Below are 23,214 nucleotides of genomic sequence, written 5' to 3'. Positions count from 1 at the left end.
CCGGAACTGCCGGAATCAGGCAGTCTGCTCCGGGGCCTGCGCCCGTTGTGCGTGGTAGGCCAGGATCTGCAGTTCCGTGGCCATATCCACCTTGCGGAGGTTGACCCCCTCCGGTACCTGCAGCATCACGGGGGCGAAACTCAGGATGCTGTGCACTCCGGCGGCCACCACCCGGTCGCAGACGCCCTGCGCCACCGCGGCCGGCAAGGCCAGCACCACCATGTTGGCCCCGGTCCTGTGCAGCACGGTTTCCATGTCCGCCACGTCGCTGACCCGCAGCCAGCCCACTTCGTTGCCCACTACCATCTGGTCGGCGTCGAAGATGGCCACAACATCAAAGCCACGGGACTCGAAGCCGCCGTACCGCGCCAGGGCCTTGCCGAGGTTGCCCGCACCGACGATGGCGACCTTCCAGTCATGGGTCAGGCCCAGGGCCGCGGCGATGTGCCGGCTCAGGTACTGGACTTCGTAGCCCACGCCCCGGGTGCCGTAAGACCCCACGTGGGACAGGTCCTTGCGGAGCGTCGCAGAGCTGACGCCGGAGGCTTCGGCGAGGGATTCGGAGGAGACGCGCTCCACCCCCTCGGCCAGCAGGGTGTTCAGGGCGCGTAAATAGAGCGTCAGCCGGGCCACCGCGGCGGGCGGAATCTGTTTGGCCGGCGTGCCCGTGGTGTCCGGAAGGTCCGGGACAGCCTGGGGGGTTGAATCCAGCGAAGCCACCAGCCCCTCCCTCGCATCGCGTTGTGACTCCACTCTAGAGCCCTCCCGCCGGAGCCAACAAAGCAGGGGGAAACAAAGCAGGAAGCAACGATGTACGCGCCATCACCGGTAATGCTCCCCTACTGCGCCATGGCCCGCTGCAGCACGCGTTCCAGCCGGATCTCGTCGATCTTCCAGAAATCGCGCTGCACACCGTCCACCAGCACCACCGGGATCTCCTCCGCGTACCGGTCCCGCAGGTCCGGCTGGTTGTCCACCAGCTCTTCGGTCCACTCAAGGCCCAATGAGGCAGTAACCCGGCCTACGGCGTCGCGCGCTTCCTCGCAAAGGTGGCAGTCAGCTTTGGTGATCAGGACGACGCGGGGTGTAGCCATGGGTTAACCGTAGTCCCGTTCGCGGTGCCCGGCGACGCCGGCGCCGTCCGGCCAGTGGATTGACTAGACTCGACTCCATGCCCGAGGAGAAGTACGTCGCCGTAGTCACCAAGCCGGTTGCTGCGCCGCAGCCCGGCGAGGCGGCGTTCTTCGATGTGGACAATACCCTCATGCGCGGCGCCAGCCTCTTCCACGTGGCCCGGAAGATGCACCAGCGCGGGGCGTTCACCCTGGCCCAGGCAGCCGGCTTCGCATGGAAGCAATTCAAGTTCGTGGCCCGCGGCGAAAACATGGACGACGTCCACGCCGTCCGCGACTCCGCCCTTACCCTGGCCGCCGGCATCACCGTTGATGACGTCAAGGCGCTGGGCGAGGAAGTCTATGACGAGATGATCGTCTCCAGGATCTGGCCCGGCGCCAAGGCCCTCGCCGAGCAGCACCTGCGGGTGGGCCGGCGCGTGTGGCTGGTGACGGCCACCCCTATTGAGGTGGCCACCGTGATCTCCACCCGGCTGGGACTCACCGGCGCCCTGGGCACCGTGGGGGAAGTCTCCGAAGGCATGTATACCGGACGCTTGGTGGGCGACATCCTGCACGGCTCCGCCAAGGCCGTGGCAGTCCAGGAGCTGGCGGATGCAGAGGAGCTGGACCTCAAACGGTGCTGGGCCTACAGCGACTCCTACAACGACATCCCCTTGCTCACCCTCGTTGGCCACCCGGTGGCCATCAACCCTGACGCCCGCCTGCGCCGCCACGCCCGCGACCACAACTGGCCCGTCTACGACTTCCGGGCAGGCCGGCGCGCAGCAACCCTGGGCCTCAAGGCAGCCACGGTATGCGGCGCCGTCTACGGACTCTGGAAGGGCTTTGCCCGCATCCGCGGCCCGCGGGCGTAAAGAGTCCGGGCGTAAGAGTCCGTCGAATCATAGGCTTGTCCGCGAAGCCGAACCTTGACGGTCAGGATCTGCGAACACGACCGGGACGAACCAACAGGAAAACAAAAATGCCCGCCACCTCGGAAGGCGGCGGGCATTTCCACGCTGTTCGAAGTATCTCTACTTCTTGTTGCGGCGCTGGTGACGAGTCTTGCGAAGCAGCTTGCGGTGCTTCTTCTTGGCCATACGCTTGCGACGCTTCTTAATAACTGAACCCACGAAAGTTCCTTACAAACTAGATGCAGTACCTGTCTGATGGAGAATGTTCGTGGACAGAGCTACGAACTGAACAACTGACAGATTCTTACAATGACGTAAAACGTTCCTTAACAGGGTACCGCCTATCCGGGGCGGCTTCTGACCGGAATGGCTTCGACCGGCCGAAACGGAGGTTTGCGACGTACCCGCGTCAGGCGGTTTCGGTGTGGCCGTCCACCACAGCACCCTTGAGGTACTGCTCCACGGCGTTCTCAGGAACCCGGTAGGAGCGGCCGAACCGCACCGCGGGCATCTCGCCGGCGTGGACCAGCCGGTAGACGGTCATTTTGGAGACGCGCATGACCTGGGCTACTTCAGCCACGGTCAGGAACTTCGCGTTGGAGAAGTTCTGTTCTGCCGACATTTCCCTATTTTCCTTTGCTGACGGATGGACAACAGTGACCCCAGGTACGTGCCAATGCGGTGTTCCGATGCTGAGCCATCCACCAACCACCTTCTAGATACTCTAGATGTTCCTGTGGCCAATGTGAAAGTAGTGCGCTCCCCTATTTCACTCCCTAATTAACCGCGCGGCGCTTCCGGGCCGAGGCCGCCAGCTGGTCCAGCACGGACACCGAGACGTCCCATTCCATGCACGCGTCCGTCACGCTCTGGCCGTACACCAGCTCCGACCGGCCGGCTGCGTGCTCGGCAACGTCCAGGTTCTGGGCGCCGCCCACCAGGAAGCTTTCGAGCATGACACCGGCGATCGCTTGCGCGGCAAGCCCGCCGTCCTCCAGCTGGGCGCCGATTTCCAGTGCCACTTCGGCCTGGCGGTGGTGGCTCTTGCCGCTGTTGGCGTGGCTGGCGTCCACGATGAGGCGGGGGTTCAACTGCTTGCCGGCGAGCTTGGCCGAAGCCGCCTCGACGTCGGCAGCAGAGTAATTGGGTCCCTTGCGGCCGCCGCGCAGGATGACGTGGGTGTCCGGGTTTCCGGCGGTGGCCACCAGCGCTGCCCGGCCGTCGCCGTCGATGCCGAGGAAGGCCTGTGCTGCCGCGGCGGCACCGCAGGCGTCAATGGCCACCTGGAGATCGCCGTCGGTCCCGTTCTTGAAACCGATGGGCATGGACAGGCCGGAGGCGAGCTGCCGGTGGATCTGGCTTTCGGTGGTGCGTGCCCCGATGGCGCCCCAGGAGATCAGGTCCGCCATGTACTGCGGGCTGATCGGCTCAAGGAATTCGGTGGCCGTGGGCAGCCCCAGCGCGGTGACCTGCTGGAGGAAGTGCCGCGCGGTGCGGAGGCCGGAGACCATGTCGTGGCTGCCGTCGAGCCGCGGATCGTTGATCAGGCCCTTCCAGCCCACCGTGGTGCGGGGCTTTTCGAAGTAGGTCCGCATCACGATCAGCAGGTCTTCCTTGTGCTTTTCGGCCTGGCTGACCAGCCGGCGGGCGTATTCCAGCCCGGCCTTGGGATCGTGGATGGAGCAGGGCCCCACGATGACCAGCAGGCGGTCGTCCACGCCGTCCATGATGGCCCGGACCTCATCGCGTCCGCGTTCGACGACGTCTGCCGCCTCGGGTGCCAGCGGCAGTTCCGCGATGAGTTCCTGCGGAGTGGGCAGCGCGGTGAATTCGCTGACTCGCAGGTTTGACGTGGATTTAGCCGGTGCTGCGCTGCGGGGATTGCCGGTGGCGGTAAGGGCGGGGGCTGTTGCGGTGCTCATGTGCGGGTCCTGTTCCAGGTGGGAAGCGGGCCCAGTTCAGAACCCGCCGGAGAAACGGCGAAGGGCAGAGAAATCATCTCTGCCCTGTTGGCTCTGAAGGAAAGTTGGATGCGTGTCAGTTAGACGCGGGCCCCTCCAGAGCCAACGAAAAATACGCATACCAACGGTTTGTCATGCCATGAACCATAACCGGCAAACTGCCACCCTGCAAAAGTGTTACGTAGCGTCACGGGAGAGGCTGGCCACCAGTTCCGCGTGTTTCTGGTCCGTCAGGCGGTACCAGTACATAATGCCGACGGCGGCCAGCACCAGGGCCCCGGGCAGCAGTCCCGCGGCGGCCCGGATGGCGAGCGTGGCCGCATCGGACTGCTCCGCCGTCCCCGAAACATAGCCGCCCCAGGCCAGCGAGAAGGCCACCAGCCCGCCGCCGAACCCCATGCCCAGCTTCCGGGTGGCGGCCAGGAGGGCGTAGTTGATGCCCTGGACCCGGACGCCGGTTTTCCACTCCCCGTATTCCACCGTGTCCGCGATCAGCGCCCATGTGAGGATGCTGACCGAGGCCGAGGCCAGGAGTCCCAGCACGAGGCCCGCAAGGCCGAGCAAAGGCGCCTCCGCCGGTGCCACGAAGACCAGCATTCCGCCTACTACCCCCAGGGCCCCGCCGGCGCTGTAGACGGCACGCTTGCCCCAGCGCGCCACCGGCCGCGGCAACAGCACCGCCAGGGTGAGGGTAATGAGCACTTGGGCGCCGGCCATCACCGGGAACAGGTCCACCCGGGACAGAACGTCACGGAGGTAGTAGAACTGGGCGGCACCCGTGGCGGACGTGCCGGTGACAAAAAGTATCGAGCTGAGGCACAGGACCACCAGCGGTGAATTGGCTTTCAAGGCGGCGATGCTTTGGCCGAGGGTGACCTTGGGGACGCTGCCGGCAACCCGCTCAACGCAGACGGCGCCGGTCAGGACATACAGCCCGGAGCCAACAACGGCGAACGCCAGGGTGAGCCAGGTGAAAATCTGCTGCATGTCCTGGCCGGTCCCGAGGAGCGGTGCGATGAAGAAGCCCAGGGTGGCGCCTACCGACAGGCCGCCGATGGTCCTGGCCCCGCCCAGCCGGGCGCGGTCCCTGGCGTCCTGGGTCATGGCTCCCACCAGGCAGCCGTAGGGCACGTTGACCATGCTGTACGCGACACAGACCAGGCCGTAGGTGCTGTAGGCGTAGAGCAGTTTCAGCCCCGGCTCCACGTCCGGAACGTGGAACACGGCCACACTCAGCAGCAGGGGGATGAAGCCGAATATCAGGAAGGGCCGGAACTTTCCCCAGCGCCTGCTGTGGACGCGGTCCACGATCCGGCCGGCGGCGATGTCCGTGAAGGCGTTGAAGATCCGTGCCACCAGCAGCAGGGTTCCTGCAGCTGCTGCCCCGATCCCCGCGACATCCGTGTAGTAGACAAGCAGGAACATGTTCCCGGTACTGATGATCATGCTGTTGGCGGCGTCGCCGGCACCGTAGCCGAAAACACTGAGCCTGCTGAGTTTCTTCATTGCTTCCTTGTCGAGCGGAATGAGAAACCGTTTTCTCACGCCGCCGAAAGGAACTTACCCCAAAATCTTGCGAAGAAACAGCAACTGCCTGATCCAGTGGTGCTCCTGGCCCCCTTCATGGTTGTTGAAGCGGTAGACCTCGATCTCTTTGGCCGCACCGGTTCCTGATGAACCAGTGCCGCCGGAGCCGTAGGCATTGAAGCTGGCGAAGACCGTGGACGGCGGGCAGATGTCGTCCATCTGGGCGGCCGAGTAGAGCGCTGGCACGGTTGCCCTGCGGGCCAGGTTGACGCCGTCGAAATAGCGCAGGACTTCAAGGATGGGCTGGTACCGGTCCCGGTGCCGTCCCAGGAAAGCCGCGATCTCGGCGTACGGGCCGCGTGGGGTGATGTCGATGGCGCGGGGGAAGTCCTGGAGGAAGGGGACGTCGGGCAGCGCGGCGATGACGCCGTCGAGCCTTCCTGCCGCAAGCCCGGCGACGGCCACCACGATGCCGCCGCCCTGGCTGACGCCCGTCAGCACCACCCTGGACGCATCCACGTCCGGGTGGGACTGGGCGGCTTCCACGGCACGGAAGGCATCCACGTACACGCGCCGGTAGTAGTAGTCTTCGCGGCTGCCCGCTCCCCTGGTCATCAGGCCGGCGTGCGCCACGTCCCCGGCGGAGGGATGCGGATCAGGGGTCTCGCCTATGCTGCCGCCGTAGCCCTGGCCGCGGGTGTCCATGATGAAGTGCGCGTAGCCGGCCTGCGCCCACCGCGTCTCCTGGTTGACCAGCCCGCGGCCGCCGGAATAGCCCACGTACTGGACCACCACGGGCCGCGTGCTGCCCGCTTCCCGGCTGGCGGGCAGGTGCAGCCAGCCCTTGATGGGGGCGCCGCCGTACCCGGAAAACGTCACGTCGAAGGTATCGATCACCGAGAGGTAGTTCTCCACCTGGTCAAAGGAGGCACCCAGCGGAAAGGCCTGTGCCTCCCTGATGGTGTTGTCCCAGAATTCGTCGAAGTCCTGCGGGGGCGTCACCGTGGAGGTATAGCTGCGGAGCTGGTCAAGCGGGAGGTCGAAGAGGGGCATCGTTGTCCGTCCTGTCGGTTGAAGTTCCTTGGAAGCGGGGTCTGTTCAGGTGACAGCGGACCCGGCCTGCGATGGTCAGCGCACGACGATGACGTCCAGGCGGCGGGGCCCGTGCACGCCTTCGACCCGCTCGAGTTCGATATCGGACGTTGCGCTGGGTCCGCTGATCATGGTCAGCGGCCGGGTCCCGTCCAGGCGGCGGAGGGCCTCGGGGAGGATGGCGGTGACATCGCGCAGATGGACCACACACACGTGGTGGTCGGGAATCAGCGAAATGGCTCGGCGGCCCTGGTCCGGGCTGCCGTCGAGGATGATGGTTCCGGATTCGGCGACCGTCACCGCACTGGAGGTCACGACGGCGTCAATCGCGTCGAGTTCCGCCACTGACCGCACGCCGTGCGCGCCGCCGTCGTACTTAATCCGTGCGGGATCCATCTCCCAGGCAAGCCAGCCCGGCTCCAGCCCCGCGGGAACAACATAGGACGAGGCGCCGGCAAGCAGCCCCTGGATGGTGGCCGGCACGTCCGCCTCCGACACCACGGTGACGCCGGCCTTGTAGTCCTCGAGCCGGTCCACCAGGATGTGCGTCAGTTCGTCAGGGCCAAGTTCGACGGCAGAACGGTAGCCGCGCGGAACCTCCGGCACCGCGGGGGAATCCTTCAATGCTGTCCGGACGGCGTCCAGGATGTGGGCGCGGGCGCTCATGCGTTCTCCTCGGGTGCCTTGCCTGCATCGGGTGCGGGTGCCTTCGTTGCCTGGTGTTCCTTGGCCCACCAGTCGCGGAAGGACTGCGGCGGGGGTGCCGGAATGTCACGGCTCTGGGTCCAGCCCGCGGCGATGCCGGGCAGTTTCTTGATCTTCTTGTCCCGCCCGGCGGCGAGGCGTCCCAGCGGGAGGAGCTTCTCCGCGGCGCCGAGCCGGCGGCCGTCGGAGAGCAGCCACGACGCTGCTTTGAGCCCGACGTCCATTTGCGTGGGCAGGCCGCCGCGGTGCGCGTCCACATCCTTCCCGCGCAGGTGCACCAGGATGTCCGGGATGTTGATTTTGACCGGGCAGGCGTCGTAGCAGGCCCCGCACAGCGAGGATGCGTAGGGCAGCGAGCCGTTTTCCTCGGCCTGGATACCGGTCATGAGCGGGGACAGGATGGCGCCGATGGGGCCCGGGTAGGTGGATCCGTAGGCGTGGCCGCCGGTGCGTTCATAGACCGGGCAGACGTTGATGCAGGCGCTGCAGCGGATGCAGTGCAGGGCCGAGCGCCCCATCTCGTCGGCGAGGGCGTTGGTGCGTCCGTTGTCCAGCAGGACCACGTGGAACTTCGAGGGTCCATCACCTTCGGTAACGCCGGTCCACAGCGACGTGTAGGGGTTCATCCGCTCGCCGGTGGAGGATCGCGGCAGCAGCTGCAGGAAGACTTCAAGGTCGGAGAACGTGGGCAGGAGCTTCTCGATACCCATCACGGTGATCAGGGTTTCCGGCAGGGTCAGGCACATGCGTCCGTTGCCCTCGGACTCCACCACGCCGAGGGTTCCGGAATCGGCGATACCGAAGTTCGCCCCTGAAATCGCCACCTTTGCCGAAAGGAACTTGGCGCGCAGGTGGGAGCGTGCCGCCATGGCGAGCTTGCGCGGCTCGTCGGTCAGCTCCGGATCGACGCCGGGCATCTCCTGAAGGAAGATGTCACGGACTTCGGTGCGGTTCTTGTGGATGGCCGGCACCAGGATATGGCTGGGCTTGTCGTGGCCGAGCTGGACGATGAGCTCGGCCAGGTCGGTCTCGAAGGCGTCAATGCCGTGCTCTTCCAGGTACTCGTTCATGCCGATTTCCTGGGTGGCCATGGATTTGACCTTGACCACCTCGTCCACGCCTTCTGCTTTGACGAGGTCGAGGATGATGCGGTTGGCCTCGTCGGCGTCGCGTGCCCAATGCACCACGCCGCCGCGGGCAGTGACGTTGGCTTCGAATGCTTCGAGGAGTTCGGGAAGGCGTGCCATGACAGCGGTCTTCAGGGCACTGCCGGCGTCGCGCAGTTCCTCCCAGTCGGGCAGCTCGCCGGTGACGTTGAGGCGCTTGCCGCGAATGGTGGAGGTGGCGTGCTTCAGGTTCTTCCGGAGCTGCGTATTTCCGAGCTCGCGGCGGGCGGCGGAGGGGAACTTCTCTTCGGCGAACAGGTTGCCTGAACCGGGCCGCAGCCCCGGCATTCCAAGCTGGGTGCGGGACATTACTTGACCATCACTTTCACCGTTTGTCCGGCCGGTCCTGGGACGGCGGCCGGTTCTTGTTCCGTGCTGGCCAGGATTTCCGCCAGGTGGAGGGTGGCTACGCCATCTCCCTGGCGCGACAGGCCGCCGCCGATGTGCATCAGGCACGAGTAGTCCCCGCCGGCGCATACCGAAGCACCCGTGCTGCGGATGTTCGCCGTCTTGTCCGCCAGCATTGCCGAGGAAACGTCGGCGTTCTTGACGGAAAAGGTGCCGCCGAAACCGCAGCACTGGTCGGCCTCGGGCAGGTCCACCAGCTCCAGTCCCTTCACTCCGCGCAGCAGGCCGGCCTGCCGGTCGCCCAGCTTGAGCAGGCGCATGCCGTGGCATGAGGGGTGGTAGGTCACTGTGTGCGGGAAGTAGGAGCCGAGCTGTTCCGCGGGGTTGGTGACGCCCAAAACGTCCACCAGGAGTTCGGACAGCTCGTAGGTTTTCTTCCCGACGGCGACCGACCGCTCCTCGAGCCCGGCGTCCCCGGCACGGCGGGCCACCATGGGGTGCTGGTGTTTCACCGACGCGACGCAGGAGCCCGAAGGCGCCACGGCAACGTCATAGTCCTCGGACTCGAAGGCGCGGACATGGTTCGCCACCACCGGCACGGCTTCCTTGAAGTAGCCGCTGTTGACGTGCATCTGCCCGCAGCAGGCCTGGCCGGCGGGAAAAACCACCTCGTGGCCAAGCCGCTCCAGGACCTCTACCGTGGCCTGGGCCGCGCGGGGATACATGCCATCCACAATGCAGGTGGCAAAAAGTGCGATTCTCATGGGTTCGTTTCTGGTGTCAGTGCTGTCGAGAAAGGGTGTTTGCCGGCTCGTACTGCTCGAGGTTTGTGCCAGCCGCCACCAGGGTGCGCAGCTGGGTGAGCCCGCCGTCGACCACTCCGGCCGCGCGCGCCTGCACCAGGACGTTGCCCAATGCCGTGGCCTCAACGGGCCCGGCGATCACCTTTTTCCCCGTGGCGTCCGCGGTGAGCTGGCAGAGGAGGCGGTTCTGGGAACCGCCTCCCACCACGTGGACCACGTCCACGGAGCGGCCGGCGAGGCGTTCGGCGTCGCGGATGGTGCGGGCGTACCCGGCAGCGAGGCTGTCCATGATGCAGCGGGTGATGGCCGCCGGATCGTTCGGCAGCACCTCGCCCGTGCGGCGGACGGCCGCCCGGATCCGGTCCGGCATGTTGTCGGGGGCGATGAAGTAGGGATCGTCCGCATTGACCTGCGGCCCGCCGGGCGGCAACGCAGCCGCCGCCCCCAGCAGTGCAGTGAGTTCCAGCTGGAACCCTTCCTGCGCCCAGGTCCGCTGGCATTCGCTCAGGAGCCAGAGCCCGCCGATGTTCCGCAGGTACCGGATGGTGCCGTCCACGCCGCGTTCGTTGGTGAAGTTCGCTTCGCGGCTGGCCTCGGTGAGCACCGGATGCTTCAGTTCCAGTCCCACCAGGGACCAGGTCCCGGAGGAGATGTAGGCAAAGTCCTCCGCCTGGGCAGGGACAGCGGCGACGGCGGACGCCGTGTCGTGCGAGCCGACGGCCACCACGCGGGTGTCCTGCGGCAGCCCCACCTGCGCGGCGATGTCCGGCAGGAGCGTGCCCACCGTGTCGCCCGGCTGGACCAGCGGCGGGAACAAATCCTTCCGCAGGCCAAGGGCGGTGAAGAACTCGGTGGCCCACTCCCCCGCCACGGCGTCGAACAGTCCGGTGGTGGAGGCGTTGGTCGCCTCGGTCCGGCGCTGCCCGGTAAGGAGGAACGCGATCAGGTCCGGGATCAGGAGCGCCTGCAGTCCGTCCAGGTCCGGCTCGGTGGCGAGCTGGTAGATGGTGTTGAACTGCAGGAACTGCAGTCCGGTGGTGGCGTAAAGGCGCGCGGGATCCAGTTTCCGGTGCACGGGTTCGACGGCGGCGCGGCTGCGGTCGTCCCGGTAGCTGAACGGCTGGGCAGTCAGCGCGCCCGCGGCGTTGACCAGGCCGTAGTCCACGGCCCAGGTGTCGATGCCGATGCTGGCCACCCGCTCACCTTGCACGGCGGCAACGGTCGCTGCCGCACGCAGGCCTTCAAACACCTCGGCGAAGAGCGCGTTGAAATCCCAGCGGAGGCGGCCGTCGATCTCCACCACGCCGTTGGGAAAGCGGTGGACCACTTCCAGCTCCACGCTGCGGTCCTCATCGGCGTGGACCCGGCCCAGGATGACCCGGCCCGAGGAGGCGCCGATGTCGACGGCGGCGAATACGGTGGCGGGGGCCGCCGCGGAAACTGCCCCGGCCGGGGCCGGGGCAGTTTCGGTGGTGCGTTCGCGGCTCATCGCAGGAAGGCTGCGGCCACTCCGGCGTCCACGGGGATGTGCAGGCCGGTGGTGTGGGACAGTTCGTTGCTGGTGAGGACGGCGGCGGCATTGGCCACATGCTCGGGCAGGACTTCGCGCTTGAGCAGGGTGCGCTGGGCGTAGTACTCACCCAGCTTCTCCTCGTCCACGCCGTAGACAGCGGCGCGCTTGGCGCCCCAGCCGCCGGCGAAGATGCCCGAGCCGCGGACCACGCCGTCGGGGTTGATGCCGTTGACGCGGATGCCGTACTCGCCCAGTTCGGCGGCAAGCAGGCGCACCTGGTGGGCCTGGTCCGCCTTTGTGGCGGAGTAGGCGATGTTATTGGGGCCGGCGAACACGGAGTTCTTGGAGGAGATGTAGATGATGTCTCCGCCCAGGCCCTGCGCGATCATGACCTTAGCCGCGGCCTTGGCCACCAGGAACGAGCCCTTGGCCATGACGTTGTGCTGCAGGTCCCAGTCCTTCTCGGTGGTTTCCAGCAGCGGCTTGGAGATGGACAGGCCGGCGTTGTTGACCACCAGGTCCACGCCGCCGAATGCCAGGACGGCGGCGTCGATCGCGGCTGCGACCTGGGCTTCGTCCGTGACGTCGGCCTGGACGCCGATGGCAACGTCCGGCCCGCCGAGTTCTTCGGCGACCTTCTCGGCGTTCTCCAGGTTCAGGTCGGCGATGACAACGCAGGCGCCTTCCGCGGCGAGGCGGGTGGCGATGGCCTTGCCGATGCCCGACGCCGCGCCGGTGACCAGCGCGATGCGGGTGGCGTGGGACTTGGGCTTGGGCATGCGTGCCAGCTTGGCTTCCTCCAGCGCCCAGTACTCGATCCGGAACTTCTCGGATTCCTCGATCGGGGCGTAGGTGGAGATCGCTTCCGCGCCGCGCATCACGTTGATGGCGTTGATGTAGAACTCGCCGGCAACGCGGGCGGTCTGCTTGTTGGCGCCGAAGGAGAACATGCCCACGCCGGGAACCAGCACGATGGCCGGGTCCGCACCGCGCAGGGCGGGGCTGCTTTCGTCCGCATGGCGGTCGTAGTAGGCCTGGTAGTCCTCGCGGTAATCCGCGTGCAGCTCGTGCAGGCGTGCGATCGAATCCTCGACCGAGGCGCCGGCGGGCAGGTCCAGGATCAGCGGCTTGACCTTGGTGCGCAAGAAGTGGTCCGGGCAGGAAGTGCCCAGGGCGCCCAGGCGCGGGTGCTCGGCGGCTTCGAGGAAGTCCAGGACGACGGCGTCATCGCTGAAGTGCCCCAACTGCGGCTTGTCCGTCGAGGCCAGGCCGCGGATCACGGGTGCCAGGGCTGCGGCCTTGGCACGGCGCTCTGCCTCCGGCAGGGCCGCATAGCCGGGGAGCTTGGGCCCGAACGGCTCGGCCTTGCCGTTGTCCTTGATGTACTTCTCGGCCTGCTCGATGATCCACAGCGAGTTCTGCTCGGCCTCTTCGCTGCTGGCGCCCCAGGCAGTGATGCCGTGGCCGCCCAGGATGGTGCCGATCGCCTGCGGGTTGGCTTCCTTGATCGCGGCGATGTCCAGGCCCAGCTGGAACCCGGGGCGGCGCCAGGGCACCCAGACCACCTTGCTGCCGAAGATCTTGGTGGTCAACGCCTCGCCGTCCACCGCCGTGGCAATGGCGATGCCGGAGTCCGGGTGCAGGTGGTCCACGTGGGCGGCGTCCACCAGGCCGTGCATCGCGGTGTCGATCGAGGGGGCTGCGCCGCCCTTCCCGTGCAGGCAGTAATCGAACGCTGCCACCATCTCGTCTTCACGGTCCACGCCCGGGTAGACGTTCTTCAGGGCGTTGAGCCGGTCCAGGCGCAGCACCGCAAGGTTCTCCGCCTTCAGCGTGCCCAGGTCCCCGCCGGAGCCCTTGACCCACAGCAGCTGGACGTCCTCGCCCGTCACCGGGTCCTTCTCGGTGCCCTTGGCGGAGGTATTGCCGCCGGCAAAGTTGGTGTTCCGCTTGTCCGCACCCAAGCGGTTGGAACGGGAAATCAGGTCTTCGACAGTCTTGTTACTCATGGCTATTTAGGCGCCCCATCCGGCTTGCTGGCCGCCTACGCGGTCCTCGTTGATCTTCTTCTGGTAACCGCTGGCCTTGAAGGCGGCCAGCGGGTCCGCGGGCAGCCCGCGGGATTCACGCCACTCGGCCAGGACGGGCCGGACGTCGGTGTAGAAGGCATCGTTGAAGATGCCGTTGGCAGCGAGCACGTCACCGGCGCGCTGGGCTTCGGCCAGGGCAGCGGTATCCACCAGCAGGGCCCGGGCGGTCATTTCCTGCACGTTCAGGACCGAGCGGATCTGGCCCGGGATCTTCTCCTCCAGGTTGTGGCACTGGTCCAGCATCAGGGCCACCCCGGAGCCCTTGCCGAAGCCGCCGCCGCGGATCACCTCGTACATGATGCGGAAGAGCTGGAACGGGTCCGCGGCACCCACAATGAGGTCGTCGTCGGCGTAGAAGCGGGAGTTGAAGTCGAAGGAGCCCAGCTTGCCCAGGCGCAGCAGCTGCATCACGATGAACTCAATGTTCGTTCCCGGCGCGTGGTGGCCGGTGTCCAGGCAGACGAACGCCTTCTCGCCCAGCGCGAGGGTCTGGGCGTAGGAGGTGCCCCAGTCCGGAACATCGGTGTGGTAGAAAGCCGGCTCGAAGAATTTGTACTCGAGCACCAGGCGCTGCTCGTCGCCCAGGGCGGCGTAGATCTCCTGCAGGGATTCGGCCAGGCGGTCCTGGCGGCCGCGCATGTCATCCTGCCCCGGGTAGTTGGTGCCGTCCGCCAGCCAGATCTTCAGGTCCTTTGAGCCCGTGGCGTGCATGATCCCGATGCAGTCCAGGTGGTGGTCGATGGCGCGGCGGCGCACCGCCTCGTTGGACGAGGTCAGGGAGCCGAACTTGTACTCGTCGTCCTGGAAGGTGTTGGAGTTGATGGTTCCCAGGCCCACGCCCAGGCCGGCCGCATACTCCTTCAGGGCGGCGTAGTCATCCACCTTGTCCCAGGGAATGTGCAGGGCCACGGTGGGGGCCAGGCCGGTCAGTTCGTGGACCTTGGCGGCATCCGCCAGCTTCTCCTGCACGGTCCGGGGCGTACCGGGGGTGCCGAACACCTTGAACCGGGTGCCTGAATTTCCATAGGCCCACGAGGGGACCTCGATGGCAAGCTCCCCGAGCCTGCCCAGCGCCGTTGCTACGTCATTCATGATGGTGGTTCTTTCCGGTGTCTTGGTGTGTGGTCTTGGTGGTCTTGCTGTTATGGGACGGCCCCGCTGCTGGAGCGCCGTGTGTGTCCCGCAGTGCTTGTCAGTGTCAGCCGGCGGAGGACTCTGCCGCTGCCAGTTGGCTGTCGAGGTTGAAGACTTCCTCCAGGACCTGGAACCCCTCATCGGGTGCCTGGTCCGTGTTCTCGAAGAGTGCGGCCATTTCCGCCTGCCAGCGTGCGTTCACGTCCGCAAGGGCCATCCGTGCCCGGGCTGCGTCGAAATCGTCGCACTCGAGGTAGCCGATCAGGAGCCCGTCGTCCGCAAGGAAGAGGGAGTAGTTGTTCCAGCCGGCGTCCTTCAGGGCCCGGAGCATTTCGGGCCATACCGCGGCGTGGCGGCGGCGGTATTCGTCCATCAGCGCCGGTTGGACCGACGAACGGAAGCACACCCTCATTTGGAACTCTCCTGAACTCGCGCATCTTTGAATCGTTTCATTGTTACGATTCAAAGTACTCTTGAACGTGAGTAGGTGTCAAGCATTCCGGAGCCCTCTTCTTGGGCAGCACCGGCGATGCGCAGGCACGGGGTCCATCAGCACGGAGAATCATGAACCGCACAGCCAGCATCAAGGACGTCGCCAACCATGCCAGCGTGGCGGTAGGCACTGTTTCCAATGTGCTGAACTACCCGGACAGGGTCTCGCAGCGGACCAAGGAACGGGTACTCCGCGCCATCGACGAGCTCGGCTTTGTCCGCAACGACGCTGCCCGCCAGCTGCGCGCAGGCCACAGCCGCACCATCGGGCTGATCGTCCTGGACGTTGGCAACCCCTTCTTCACCTCCGTGGTGCGGGCCGCCGAGGATGCGGCAGCCCTCCAGGGCAGCGCCGTGCTGCTGGGCGACAGCGGCCACGACGCCGGCCGCGAGGCCAACTACATCGACCTGTTCCAGGAGCAGCGCGTCCAGGGCCTGCTCATCTCTCCGGTAGGCGACGTGACCGAGCGCCTGGACCTCCTCCGCGAGCGCGGCGTGCCCACCGTCCTGGTGGACCGGCTGGCTGACGACGAAAAGTTCAGTTCAGTGGCAGTTGATGACGACGCCGGCGGGTACCTTGCTGCCCGGCACCTGCTCGACACCGGCCGTCGTCGGCTCGCCTTTGTGGGTGGTTCCACCTCCATCCGGCAGGTGGCGGACCGCCTGCAGGGCGCCCGGCGGGCGGTTCAGGAAGAGCCGGACGCCACCCTGGAAGTGCTGGCGTCCGAGGGCATGACGGTCCTGGCCGGCCGCAGCGTCGGCAACACACTGGTGGAACGCAACCGTGAAGACCTTCCGGACGGGATCTTCTGCGCGAACGACCTTTTGGCACTGGGGATCATGCAGTCACTGACCATGACGCACACCTTCAGGATTCCGGAGGATATTGCCTTGATCGGCTATGACGACATCGACTTCGCCGTCTCCGCGGTGGTGCCGTTGTCCTCCATCCGGCAGCCCACCGAAGCCCTGGGCCGGACAGCCATCGAGCTCCTGGCCGAAGAGGTTGAGGCCCAGCATCCACGGCACCGGGCAGTGGTCTTCACTCCGGAACTGGTGGTCCGGCAAAGCACCGGCACGCCGTCGGCGGGCTGATACGGGCCCGGCGGTTACTCGTTCTCCTGCTGCTGCAGCCACTTCATCGACTCGGTCCTGGACGTGAAGAACCGGGTGGGACAGGGCGGTATGTGCACTCCGAGGAAGAAGTTCGCCAGGATCCGGTCCACGGGACTGGCACCCAAAAGGGCGATCCGGTTTGCGGCGCAGGGGATGGAAAACACGGAACGGGCCGCCCTGGTGACTGACTCGGTAGTGGCCATGTCCACCAGCATGGGGTACGTTTTATCCCCCGCTATTTCGTTGACAGCGGCCATGGCCGCCTGCGCATCGTGTTGCTCAATCCGGACTTTAGGTTCCCAGATAAGGTGGATCACGCCGTCGGAACGCAACTCCAGCGTGCCCTTGCCGCCATCAACCGCTACAGGCTCCATGCCCTGCTCCCCTCACTGTGCAGACTCTCCCATTCTGCCCCTACTCTGCCATCCCGGGGCCAACTTGGACGCAGGCCGCGTTCCAAGCGCTCTTCCAGCTCGCTCCCAGGCATCCTGGACCGCAGGCACAGGACCGCACGGTATGAAGGGAACATGACACATCGTGGCAGACCGGTTCCGGCACTCATTGTCCTGCTGGGCATCGACGGTGCCGGCAAGTCCACCGCAGCCAGGGAAGTGGAAGCGCTGCTGCCGGACATACCCGTGCTGGTCCTGGGCAACTTCTCGGGGCGGAAAACCATCTCGGCCCTGGCGCAGCGCTTAAATGTCGCTTTGCCGGTCCAGCTTGCGGATGTCCTGGAGACCGCGGTCCGGGTGTTCAATCTCCTGCGCAACCATCTGCGGGCGGCGCGTTTTGACGGCGTAGTGGTTATGGACCGGCACCTGTACTGCCAGCTGGCGCTGCGGAAAGCCCGCGGGATCCGCCGGGGGCGGTTGCTGTCAGTGCTGTTGCGTCTGCTGCCGCAGGCGCAGGCCGTGGTCTACTTCGATGTTCCGGCGGAGCTGGCGCACGAACGGATCATGGTGCGGGGCGAGGACCAGGAGACCCTCGAGGACCTCGAGAAGTTCCGCAAGGGGTACGCCGCGCTGCCTTGGTATCCGGACTTTACCGTGGTGGACGCCGGCGGCAGTACGGAGGACAGTGCACGCCAGCTTGGCCGGATCATCGCCGGTCTGACGGCACCCGATGCGCCCCTGGCCCCCGGCCGGTGACCCCCGGGCAAATTCTCTTGGGGCAAACCGTGCACTGCTCTTGTGGGCTGCGGGGAGCAGAAGCAAGGATTGGTTATGGACGACCTGCGGCACACAGCAAGAGTTCTGCTGCAGCGGAAGGATCTTGGCCTGATCGATCTCTGGGTTCTTTACTGGAACCACGGCGGGCACTGCCATCCCTTTGATTTTGATGCGTTTATCCACGACGTGCTGCCCGCGGCGTGGTTCGACATGGGAGCGCTTCAGGAAGCTGTGGAGGAATTGTCCCTGGAGGCGATTGCCTGATCCAGCCCGCGACCCGTCCAGAGGGGCTGAATTCCTTCAACCACGAGGTTCCGGTAGGCCGCACGCAGCGGAGCCATCTGCCGGAATCCCACGTAGCCTCCGCCGTGCACCGTGCCCGAGCGGTCCTGCCAGTCGAAGAGCGGCAGTCCATTGATGGAAAACGCCACCCTCGGTCCGTCCTTCACCACTTCCAGCCGGTAAAAGTCCACCGCGTCCCCAGCGGGCGGCAGCGGGTCCGCGCCCTGTGCCACCAGCTCAAAGCCGGCGCTCTTGCGCAGGTTGCAGGTCCGGAAGGCACGCTCGGACTCGTATTTGTGCCGGAAGTAGGACACGTGGAAGGCATCAATATCTCCGGAGTGGTACTGCGGGTAGTAGCCGGTCCGGGGTGCGAGCGCCGGGGAAAACAGGTCCTGTCCGCCGTGTCCGTTGGCTGCAAAGAACAGCATGGCCAACCCGGGTTCCTCCAGCGGCAGGAACTCCCAGCTGATCCGGATCCTGTCCGGGAACTCCACCGGGCACCAGAAAGTCCAGTGCGCGTGGTCCCCGAGTTCCTCGTCGTCCAGCGCGCCGGAGAGCTCGAGCGACTCCCGGCGGCTGCCCACTTTCAGCGGTCCTTCGGCCACCCAGTCCGCCACGTCATCCGGACCGCTCAGGGCGTTGCGGTAAAGCACCTTCGTTCCCACGTCCGCGGCCCCCACTTAGCCGCGGCCCGCCGTCGTACCTAACACCAACGCGGGGTCACTTTTGGCCCCATTTGCGGCCTCTACTGGGCCGGATGTGACCCCGCGTTGGGCTATATCCAGGCCCAACCGCTGAAGCTGCCGGGCAACATGTTCGGCCACCAGGGCGGCGCCATGCTGCGAGAAGTGGGTGTTGTCAGTCAGGCCGCCCGGCCAGTGGGCGTGCGTCCCGGGTTCGAAATGGCAGAAGAGGGCCTTCGAGCCGTCCAGCCCAAGCCGCAGGTAGAGCCCGCGGGTCCAGGCGTTCAAGTCGATCACCGGCACACCCAACTCCAGGCCGATCTCACGGACCACTTCCGGATAATCCTCCAGGCTCGCTTCCAGGGCAGCGTCCGACGACGGCCCGGCCAGGAAGTGCCGCCGCTCCACGGAGGTGCACAGGACAGGCAGCCCGCCCAGTGCCCGGACCTCGGCCACCATGGTGCGCAGGTTGGCGGCGTAGCCGATCCGTGCCGCGAGGTGGGGCTTCTTCTGGTCGTTGTGGCCGAACTGGATGAGGACCAGGTCGCCGTCGCCCGCCTCGGCCAGCAGCCTGTCCCACAGGCCCTCATCCCGGAACGACTCCGTGCTGGCCCCGCCCTTGGCGAAGTTGTGCACGGCGGCCCAGGTGTAGGTGCGCGGGGCGAGCTGGGCTCCCCAGCCGCTCATGGGGTACTCGTACGTGGGGCAGTTGGCGACGGTGGAGTCTCCGGCGAGCAGGATTTTCATGCTGTGCTTTCTGTTGGCGGGTCAGCCCTTGACGGAGCCGATGAGCATGCCCTTGGCGAAGTGCTTCTGCAGGAACGGGTAGAAGATGAGGATGGGCAGGGTGGCCACCACGATGACGGCGAACTTGATGCCTTGTTCGGGCGGGATGTAGGTGGGGTCCACGTTGCCGGTGCCCAGGAGGTCTGATGCGGCGGTGACCTGGCGCAGGTACATCTGCAGCGTCCACTTGGAGTTGTCGCTGAGGTAGAGCAGCGGCGACATGAAGTCGTTCCAGATCCCCACGGCATAGAACAGGGCAAAAGTGGCCAGCACGGGTTTGGACAGGGGCAGCAGGATCCGCCAGAGGATCCCGATCTCGGTGGCGCCGTCCATCTTGGCTGACTCCTCCAGCTCGGCGGGGAGTTCCTGGAAGAAGTTCTTGATGATGATCAGGCTGAACGGGTTGATCGCCGCGGGCAGGATCAGCGCCCAGTAGGAGTTCAGCAGCCCCAGGTCCTTGACCAGCAGGAAGGTGGGGATCATGCCGCCGGAGAACACCATGGCGAACACCACCAGGGACAGGATCACCTTGCGGCCGCGCAGGGTTTTCTTGGCCAGCGGGTAGGCCATGGTCACGGTGAACGCAAGCTGGACCAGGGTGCCGACGGCGGTGACCAGGATGGTGGTCACCAGCGCCCGGATGAACGCAGGCGTGGAGAAGATGTATTCGTACGAGCCCAGGGTGAACTGCTCGGGCCAGACGAAGAACGCGCGCCGGGTGATTTCCGCTTCGTTGGCGAAGGACCCGGCGATCACGTAGATGAACGGCAGCAGGGTGATGATGCCGATCAGGGACAGGAAGACGTAGTTGACGGCATCGAAGATCCGCCCGCCGGTGGTGTTGTGGATTTTCATGGCTAGAACAGTCCGCTCTGGTTGAAGCGTTTGGCCAGGGCGTTGGTGCCGAAGATCAGCACGATGCCCACCAGGGATTTGAAGAGCCCGACGGCGGTGGAGTAGCTGTAGGCGCCCTGCGTGATGCCCACGAAGTACACGTAGGTATCGAACACGTCAGCCACACTGCGGTTCAGGGCGTTGGTCATCAGGTAGATCTGTTCGAAGCCGGTGTTCAGCATCTGCCCGATGGCCAGGATCAGCATCACGATGATGGTGGAGCGGATGCCCGGCAGGGTGATGTGCCAGACCCGGCGGAACCTGCCGGCACCGTCGATGATCGCGGCCTCGTACTGGTCCTGGTCCACGGTGGCCAGGGCGGCGAGGAAGATGATGGTGCCCCAGCCGGTGTTCTTCCAGATTTCCTGCAGCACAATCAGCGGCCGGAACCAGGCGGGGTCGGACAGGAAATCGATGTTGGTGCCCAGAACACTGTTCAGGAACAGGAACAGCGGGCCGAAGTCCAGGGCGAACAGCAGGAAGCTCAGGGACGCCACGATGGTCCAGGACAAGAAGTGCGGGATGTACACGAGGGTCTGGACGGTGCGCTTGAGGATGCTCAGGCGCACCTCGTTCAGCAGCAGCGCCAGGACGATGGTCAGCGGAAACGCGATTCCCAGGTTCAGGAACGCCAGGATCAGGGTGTTGCCCAGCAGCCGCGGGAAGTCCGGGTTGGCGAAGAAGTCCTGGAAGTGCTGGAACCCTACCCACGGGCTGCCGTTGACACCCAGGAACGGAACGTAGTCCTTGAACGCGATGCTGACCCCGTACATGGGCCCGTACCGGAACACGGCGAAGTACAGCACGCCGGGAAGCAGCAGCAGGTACAGCCATTTGTAGTGCGCGAAGTGGACGGAGAAGCTGCCCCGCTTCCGGGGAGCGGGCATCGACTGCGTCCGCTCCCCGGCCTGGGTGTCAATGACAGGGGCTGCCATTTACTTGGTGTCCTGCCAGAGCTTGTTGATCTCTTCCTTGACCTTGTCGCCGCCGCTGGTGTTCCACAGCTTGATGGCGTCCTTCAGGCCCTGCTCATCGATCTGGCCGGCAAGGTATTTGATCCGGGCATCAGCCACGATGTTGTCCAGCTGGGCGCCCTTGGCCACGTAGGTGGCGGATACGTACGGGGCGGCGGGGTTGTAGACCGCGCTCTTGAGATCATCCGCCATCACTTCGGTGCGCTTGTCGAAGACCTGCTGTTCATACTCGCTGGGCTGCTTGACCGGGTAGAAGGTGTTGCCGGCGACGTTCATGCCCAGCTGCGCGTAGCTCTTGATGTCCGTGGTGACCGCTTTGCCTTCCTCGGTCTCGGGCTTGATGGTGGCGGCCTTGCCGTCCTCCACGGTGAAGTTCACGCCTTCGATGCCGTTGTTGAGCAGCACGGCAACGTCCTTGCCGTTCATGGTGTTCAGGAATTCCAGCACGGTCTTCAGTTCGGCTTCGGTGCGGACACTGGACTTGGGGATGGCCAGGAAGCCTGAGTAGCCGTCGGTGGGGTGGGCGTGGAGTTCGCCGTCGGGGCCCTCGAGGTTGCCCACGAAGCCCACCTTGTTCTGGAAGTTGTTGGGGTCCGCCTGCTTGAACAGGTTGATGAGGACGCTGACGCGCGAGTCGACGTCCACAATGATGCCGCCCTTGCCGTTGAAGAACGGCTCATTCCACTTGGTGCCGTCGAAGGTGGCGAAGTCCGGGTTGATGAGCTTCTCGTCCACCATCTTCTTCACGAACCGGTTGGCTTCGAGGAATTCCTCGGTTTCGAAGCTCGGGACCAGTTTCCCGTCCTTCTCCGTCCAGCGGTTGCCTGTGCCGTACCACTCCTCGATCAGGTCATATGGGCTGTTGGTGCCCAATGCGCCCCACTTCGGGATGGTGATGCCCCAGGTGTCGTCCTGGCCGTTGCCGTCAGGGTCCTGCTCGGTGAAGGCCTTGGCCACCTTGTACAGGTCCTCGGTGGTCTTGGGCGGCTGGAGCCCCAGCTTGTCCAGCCAGTCCTGGCGGAACATGACGGCGGCACGCATGGGGGCACGTCCGCGGAACACGCCGTACACCTTGCCGTTGATGCTCGCGTTCTGCTGGATATCCGGGAACGTGGTCTTCAGGTTCGGGTAGTCATCCAGCTTGTCCGTCAGATCCCAGAAAGCGCCGGCTTCAGCGTTCTTGACGAATCCCGGGGTCTTACCCTGGATGACCATCACGTGCGGAATCTCAGAGGAAGCGAGGGTGATGTTGGTCTTGTCCTCGTAGGAGGCGTTGGGAGCCCAGGTGATGTTGACGTCCTTGCCTGTCAGCTCCTCGAGCTTCTTCTGCACGGCACCGTCTGCCGACGGCGGCTGGGCCTCGAGGAAGGGGGCCATCACCTTCACCGTGGAAATGTCGGCGGACTGCGTTTCACCCCCGCCGCAGGCCGTCAGGGTGAGTGCCGTGGCGGTGACGACGGCGGCGGCCAGGGAAATTTTTCTGCGGATCATTATGTTCCTTTTCCACTTCTTCGGGGTTGGTTTTGCCGTAACCGGGCAGCATTCAGCCAGGCAACAGGAAGTCGGTCTTGGTTTTGGTCGAGCGGGCGCCCTCAGCGCCGGATTATCCGGCCGGGAGTGCCTGGCGATGCGCCGGGCCGGCAGCAGGAGCCTGCTGTTGTTCGGCAAGAGCGGCCATGGACTCATCGTTGGCCGTGAAGTAGCGGTCACACAGCCATCCGGTCAGGAACAGCCAGGCCCCCACGCTGAAAAACGGGATCAGGCCGGGGACTGCACCACTGGCGTAGACCACGGCGGCGGATACAAAAAGCAGGATGACTGTCCCTGCCAGGTGCCGCACGGCGAACCGCGATGACATCAGGAAGTACTGCGCCAGGGGCAGCTCGTACCGCGCATACATGGGAAACAGGTAGCAGACAGAGCCCGCCAGGAAGATAGCACCAACGAACGTGGCCGCTGCGCCCAGCTGGGACGGAAGATCGCCGCCCTGCGAGAAGCGGTTCCAGTTCATGGTGAGGGCCGCTGCCACGCCCATTACCGGCAGGGCAAGCGCGTTGCCGCGGACAAAGTTCCGGATAAATTCCCGGGCGAAACCAGGCAGGAGCCGGGCCGCTTCGCCGGTGGCCCTCTTCCGTACCAGGATCTGGGCGGCAGCGGTGGCCGGGCCCGCCCCGAGGACGCCGAGCCCCAGCACGGTGAAGGTGAGCCACAGCAGGTTCAGGCAGGCGATCCAGAGGAGCGTGTCAAAGAACGAGTACGCGCGGCTGTTCCACGAAGACGCAGGCATGGCACGGCTCCCTTCGGTTCTCCATCGTTGCAGAAACGGGGACTATGGTGGTCCACGTCACGTAGGTAATCGGTTTCTCGAAAATCTAGACCGCTTTACAGGGCAGGTCAAGCCAAAATTTGAATCGTTACATTACTGGACGGAAGCGGTGGGCGTGCTTCAC

General features: G+C 65.5%; 25 protein-coding genes. 4 read left to right on the top strand and 21 right to left on the bottom strand.

The window, feature by feature from the left end; all coding sequences use genetic code 11:
• Positions 1-15: 15 nt before the first annotated feature.
• Both AC3A4Z_RS14895 and AC3A4Z_RS14890 read right to left on the bottom strand, forming a co-directional pair.
• Positions 16-720 (bottom strand): redox-sensing transcriptional repressor Rex, encoded by a 705-nt coding sequence (locus AC3A4Z_RS14895; RefSeq protein ID WP_493972434.1) that lies wholly within the window; start codon positions 718-720, stop codon positions 16-18.
• 119 nt (positions 721-839) lie between these two features.
• On the bottom strand, positions 840-1,094 hold the full coding sequence (locus tag AC3A4Z_RS14890) for a glutaredoxin family protein (RefSeq protein ID WP_498712461.1): 255 nt from the start codon (positions 1,092-1,094) through the stop codon (positions 840-842).
• Positions 1,095-1,171: 77 nt separating this feature from the next.
• Between AC3A4Z_RS14890 and AC3A4Z_RS14885 the strand changes: the two genes are divergently transcribed.
• Entirely contained in the window at positions 1,172-1,990 is an 819-nt protein-coding gene (locus tag AC3A4Z_RS14885) for an HAD-IB family hydrolase (protein WP_493972436.1), read from the top strand.
• Between the two features lie 159 nt (positions 1,991-2,149).
• On the opposite strand, the gene AC3A4Z_RS14880 is transcribed toward AC3A4Z_RS14885, so the two are convergent.
• The 12 genes from AC3A4Z_RS14880 to AC3A4Z_RS14825 form a co-directional block, all read right to left on the bottom strand.
• Positions 2,150-2,248 carry a 30S ribosomal protein bS22 gene (locus AC3A4Z_RS14880; RefSeq protein ID WP_003792170.1) on the bottom strand — a complete coding sequence of 33 codons (99 nt, stop codon included), beginning with the start codon at positions 2,246-2,248 and terminating at the stop codon, positions 2,150-2,152.
• 190 nt (positions 2,249-2,438) lie between these two features.
• Entirely contained in the window at positions 2,439-2,651 is a 213-nt protein-coding gene (locus AC3A4Z_RS14875) for a helix-turn-helix domain-containing protein (protein ID WP_050053879.1), read from the bottom strand.
• A gap of 154 nt (positions 2,652-2,805) precedes the next feature.
• A complete protein-coding gene (locus AC3A4Z_RS14870; RefSeq protein ID WP_498712460.1) occupies positions 2,806-3,951 on the bottom strand; it encodes a 3-deoxy-7-phosphoheptulonate synthase in 1,146 nt (381 codons plus the stop codon).
• 216 nt (positions 3,952-4,167) lie between these two features.
• On the bottom strand, positions 4,168-5,496 hold the full coding sequence (locus AC3A4Z_RS14865) for a glycoside-pentoside-hexuronide (GPH):cation symporter (protein ID WP_498712459.1): 1,329 nt from the start codon (positions 5,494-5,496) through the stop codon (positions 4,168-4,170).
• Positions 5,497-5,550: 54 nt separating this feature from the next.
• Positions 5,551-6,570 (bottom strand): acetylxylan esterase, encoded by a 1,020-nt coding sequence (locus AC3A4Z_RS14860; RefSeq protein ID WP_498712458.1) that lies wholly within the window; start codon positions 6,568-6,570, stop codon positions 5,551-5,553.
• Between the two features lie 75 nt (positions 6,571-6,645).
• Entirely contained in the window at positions 6,646-7,275 is a 630-nt protein-coding gene (locus tag AC3A4Z_RS14855; RefSeq protein ID WP_498712457.1) for a LutC/YkgG family protein, read from the bottom strand.
• Entirely contained in the window at positions 7,272-8,789 is a 1,518-nt protein-coding gene (locus tag AC3A4Z_RS14850; protein WP_498712456.1) for a LutB/LldF family L-lactate oxidation iron-sulfur protein, read from the bottom strand. Before AC3A4Z_RS14850 ends, AC3A4Z_RS14855 begins: the two co-directional genes overlap by 4 nt.
• Positions 8,789-9,592, bottom strand: coding sequence for a heterodisulfide reductase-related iron-sulfur binding cluster (locus AC3A4Z_RS14845; RefSeq protein WP_493972442.1), 804 nt, complete (start codon positions 9,590-9,592; stop codon positions 8,789-8,791). Before AC3A4Z_RS14845 ends, AC3A4Z_RS14850 begins: the two co-directional genes overlap by 1 nt.
• A gap of 16 nt (positions 9,593-9,608) precedes the next feature.
• Positions 9,609-11,120: a rhamnulokinase gene (locus AC3A4Z_RS14840; protein WP_498712455.1), complete on the bottom strand. Its 1,512-nt coding sequence runs from the start codon at positions 11,118-11,120 to the stop codon at positions 9,609-9,611.
• Entirely contained in the window at positions 11,117-13,153 is a 2,037-nt protein-coding gene (locus AC3A4Z_RS14835; RefSeq protein ID WP_498712454.1) for a bifunctional aldolase/short-chain dehydrogenase, read from the bottom strand. Before AC3A4Z_RS14835 ends, AC3A4Z_RS14840 begins: the two co-directional genes overlap by 4 nt.
• Before the next feature lie 6 nt (positions 13,154-13,159).
• Entirely contained in the window at positions 13,160-14,326 is a 1,167-nt protein-coding gene (gene rhaI / locus AC3A4Z_RS14830; RefSeq protein WP_498712453.1) for an L-rhamnose isomerase, read from the bottom strand.
• A gap of 106 nt (positions 14,327-14,432) precedes the next feature.
• Positions 14,433-14,780 carry an L-rhamnose mutarotase gene (locus tag AC3A4Z_RS14825; protein WP_498712452.1) on the bottom strand — a complete coding sequence of 116 codons (348 nt, stop codon included), beginning with the start codon at positions 14,778-14,780 and terminating at the stop codon, positions 14,433-14,435.
• A gap of 152 nt (positions 14,781-14,932) precedes the next feature.
• Between AC3A4Z_RS14825 and AC3A4Z_RS14820 the strand changes: the two genes are divergently transcribed.
• On the top strand, positions 14,933-15,955 hold the full coding sequence (locus AC3A4Z_RS14820; protein ID WP_498712451.1) for a LacI family DNA-binding transcriptional regulator: 1,023 nt from the start codon (positions 14,933-14,935) through the stop codon (positions 15,953-15,955).
• Between the two features lie 14 nt (positions 15,956-15,969).
• Here the strand turns inward: AC3A4Z_RS14820 and AC3A4Z_RS14815 are convergent, their stop codons facing one another.
• Positions 15,970-16,350, bottom strand: coding sequence for a DUF7793 family protein (locus tag AC3A4Z_RS14815; protein ID WP_498712450.1), 381 nt, complete (start codon positions 16,348-16,350; stop codon positions 15,970-15,972).
• Positions 16,351-16,503: 153 nt separating this feature from the next.
• Here AC3A4Z_RS14815 and AC3A4Z_RS14810 point away from each other — a divergent pair, with 153 nt between their 5' ends.
• Together AC3A4Z_RS14810 and AC3A4Z_RS14805 are read left to right on the top strand one after the other, a co-directional pair.
• Positions 16,504-17,124, top strand: a complete 621-nt coding sequence (locus tag AC3A4Z_RS14810) for a nucleoside/nucleotide kinase family protein (protein ID WP_498712448.1) — start codon at positions 16,504-16,506, stop codon at positions 17,122-17,124.
• Between the two features lie 75 nt (positions 17,125-17,199).
• The gene (locus AC3A4Z_RS14805) at positions 17,200-17,409 is read left to right on the top strand and encodes a hypothetical protein (protein ID WP_050053867.1); all 210 of its coding nucleotides are present in this window, start codon (positions 17,200-17,202) and stop codon (positions 17,407-17,409) included.
• On the opposite strand, the gene AC3A4Z_RS14800 is transcribed toward AC3A4Z_RS14805, so the two are convergent.
• The 6 genes from AC3A4Z_RS14800 to AC3A4Z_RS14775 form a co-directional block, all read right to left on the bottom strand.
• Positions 17,367-18,080, bottom strand: coding sequence for a DUF1961 family protein (locus AC3A4Z_RS14800; RefSeq protein ID WP_498712447.1), 714 nt, complete (start codon positions 18,078-18,080; stop codon positions 17,367-17,369). The two genes, AC3A4Z_RS14805 and AC3A4Z_RS14800, sit on opposite strands and share 43 nt — an antisense overlap.
• 27 nt (positions 18,081-18,107) lie before the next feature.
• Positions 18,108-18,857, bottom strand: coding sequence for a rhamnogalacturonan acetylesterase (locus tag AC3A4Z_RS14795; protein ID WP_498712445.1), 750 nt, complete (start codon positions 18,855-18,857; stop codon positions 18,108-18,110).
• Positions 18,858-18,878: 21 nt separating this feature from the next.
• The gene (locus AC3A4Z_RS14790; protein WP_455835350.1) at positions 18,879-19,751 is read right to left on the bottom strand and encodes a carbohydrate ABC transporter permease; all 873 of its coding nucleotides are present in this window, start codon (positions 19,749-19,751) and stop codon (positions 18,879-18,881) included.
• 2 nt (positions 19,752-19,753) lie between these two features.
• Positions 19,754-20,725 carry an ABC transporter permease subunit gene (locus AC3A4Z_RS14785; protein WP_493972453.1) on the bottom strand — a complete coding sequence of 324 codons (972 nt, stop codon included), beginning with the start codon at positions 20,723-20,725 and terminating at the stop codon, positions 19,754-19,756.
• Positions 20,726-22,255, bottom strand: a complete 1,530-nt coding sequence (locus tag AC3A4Z_RS14780; RefSeq protein WP_498712443.1) for an extracellular solute-binding protein — start codon at positions 22,253-22,255, stop codon at positions 20,726-20,728.
• A 112-nt stretch (positions 22,256-22,367) separates the two neighbouring features.
• Positions 22,368-23,051 carry a YesL family protein gene (locus tag AC3A4Z_RS14775; RefSeq protein ID WP_498712441.1) on the bottom strand — a complete coding sequence of 228 codons (684 nt, stop codon included), beginning with the start codon at positions 23,049-23,051 and terminating at the stop codon, positions 22,368-22,370.
• Between the last annotated feature and the right edge of the window lie 163 nt (positions 23,052-23,214).

The sequence above is a fragment of the Arthrobacter sp. Soil_C_49 genome (assembly GCF_057656635.1).
This window is presented reverse-complemented; position numbering and strand designations above follow the sequence as displayed.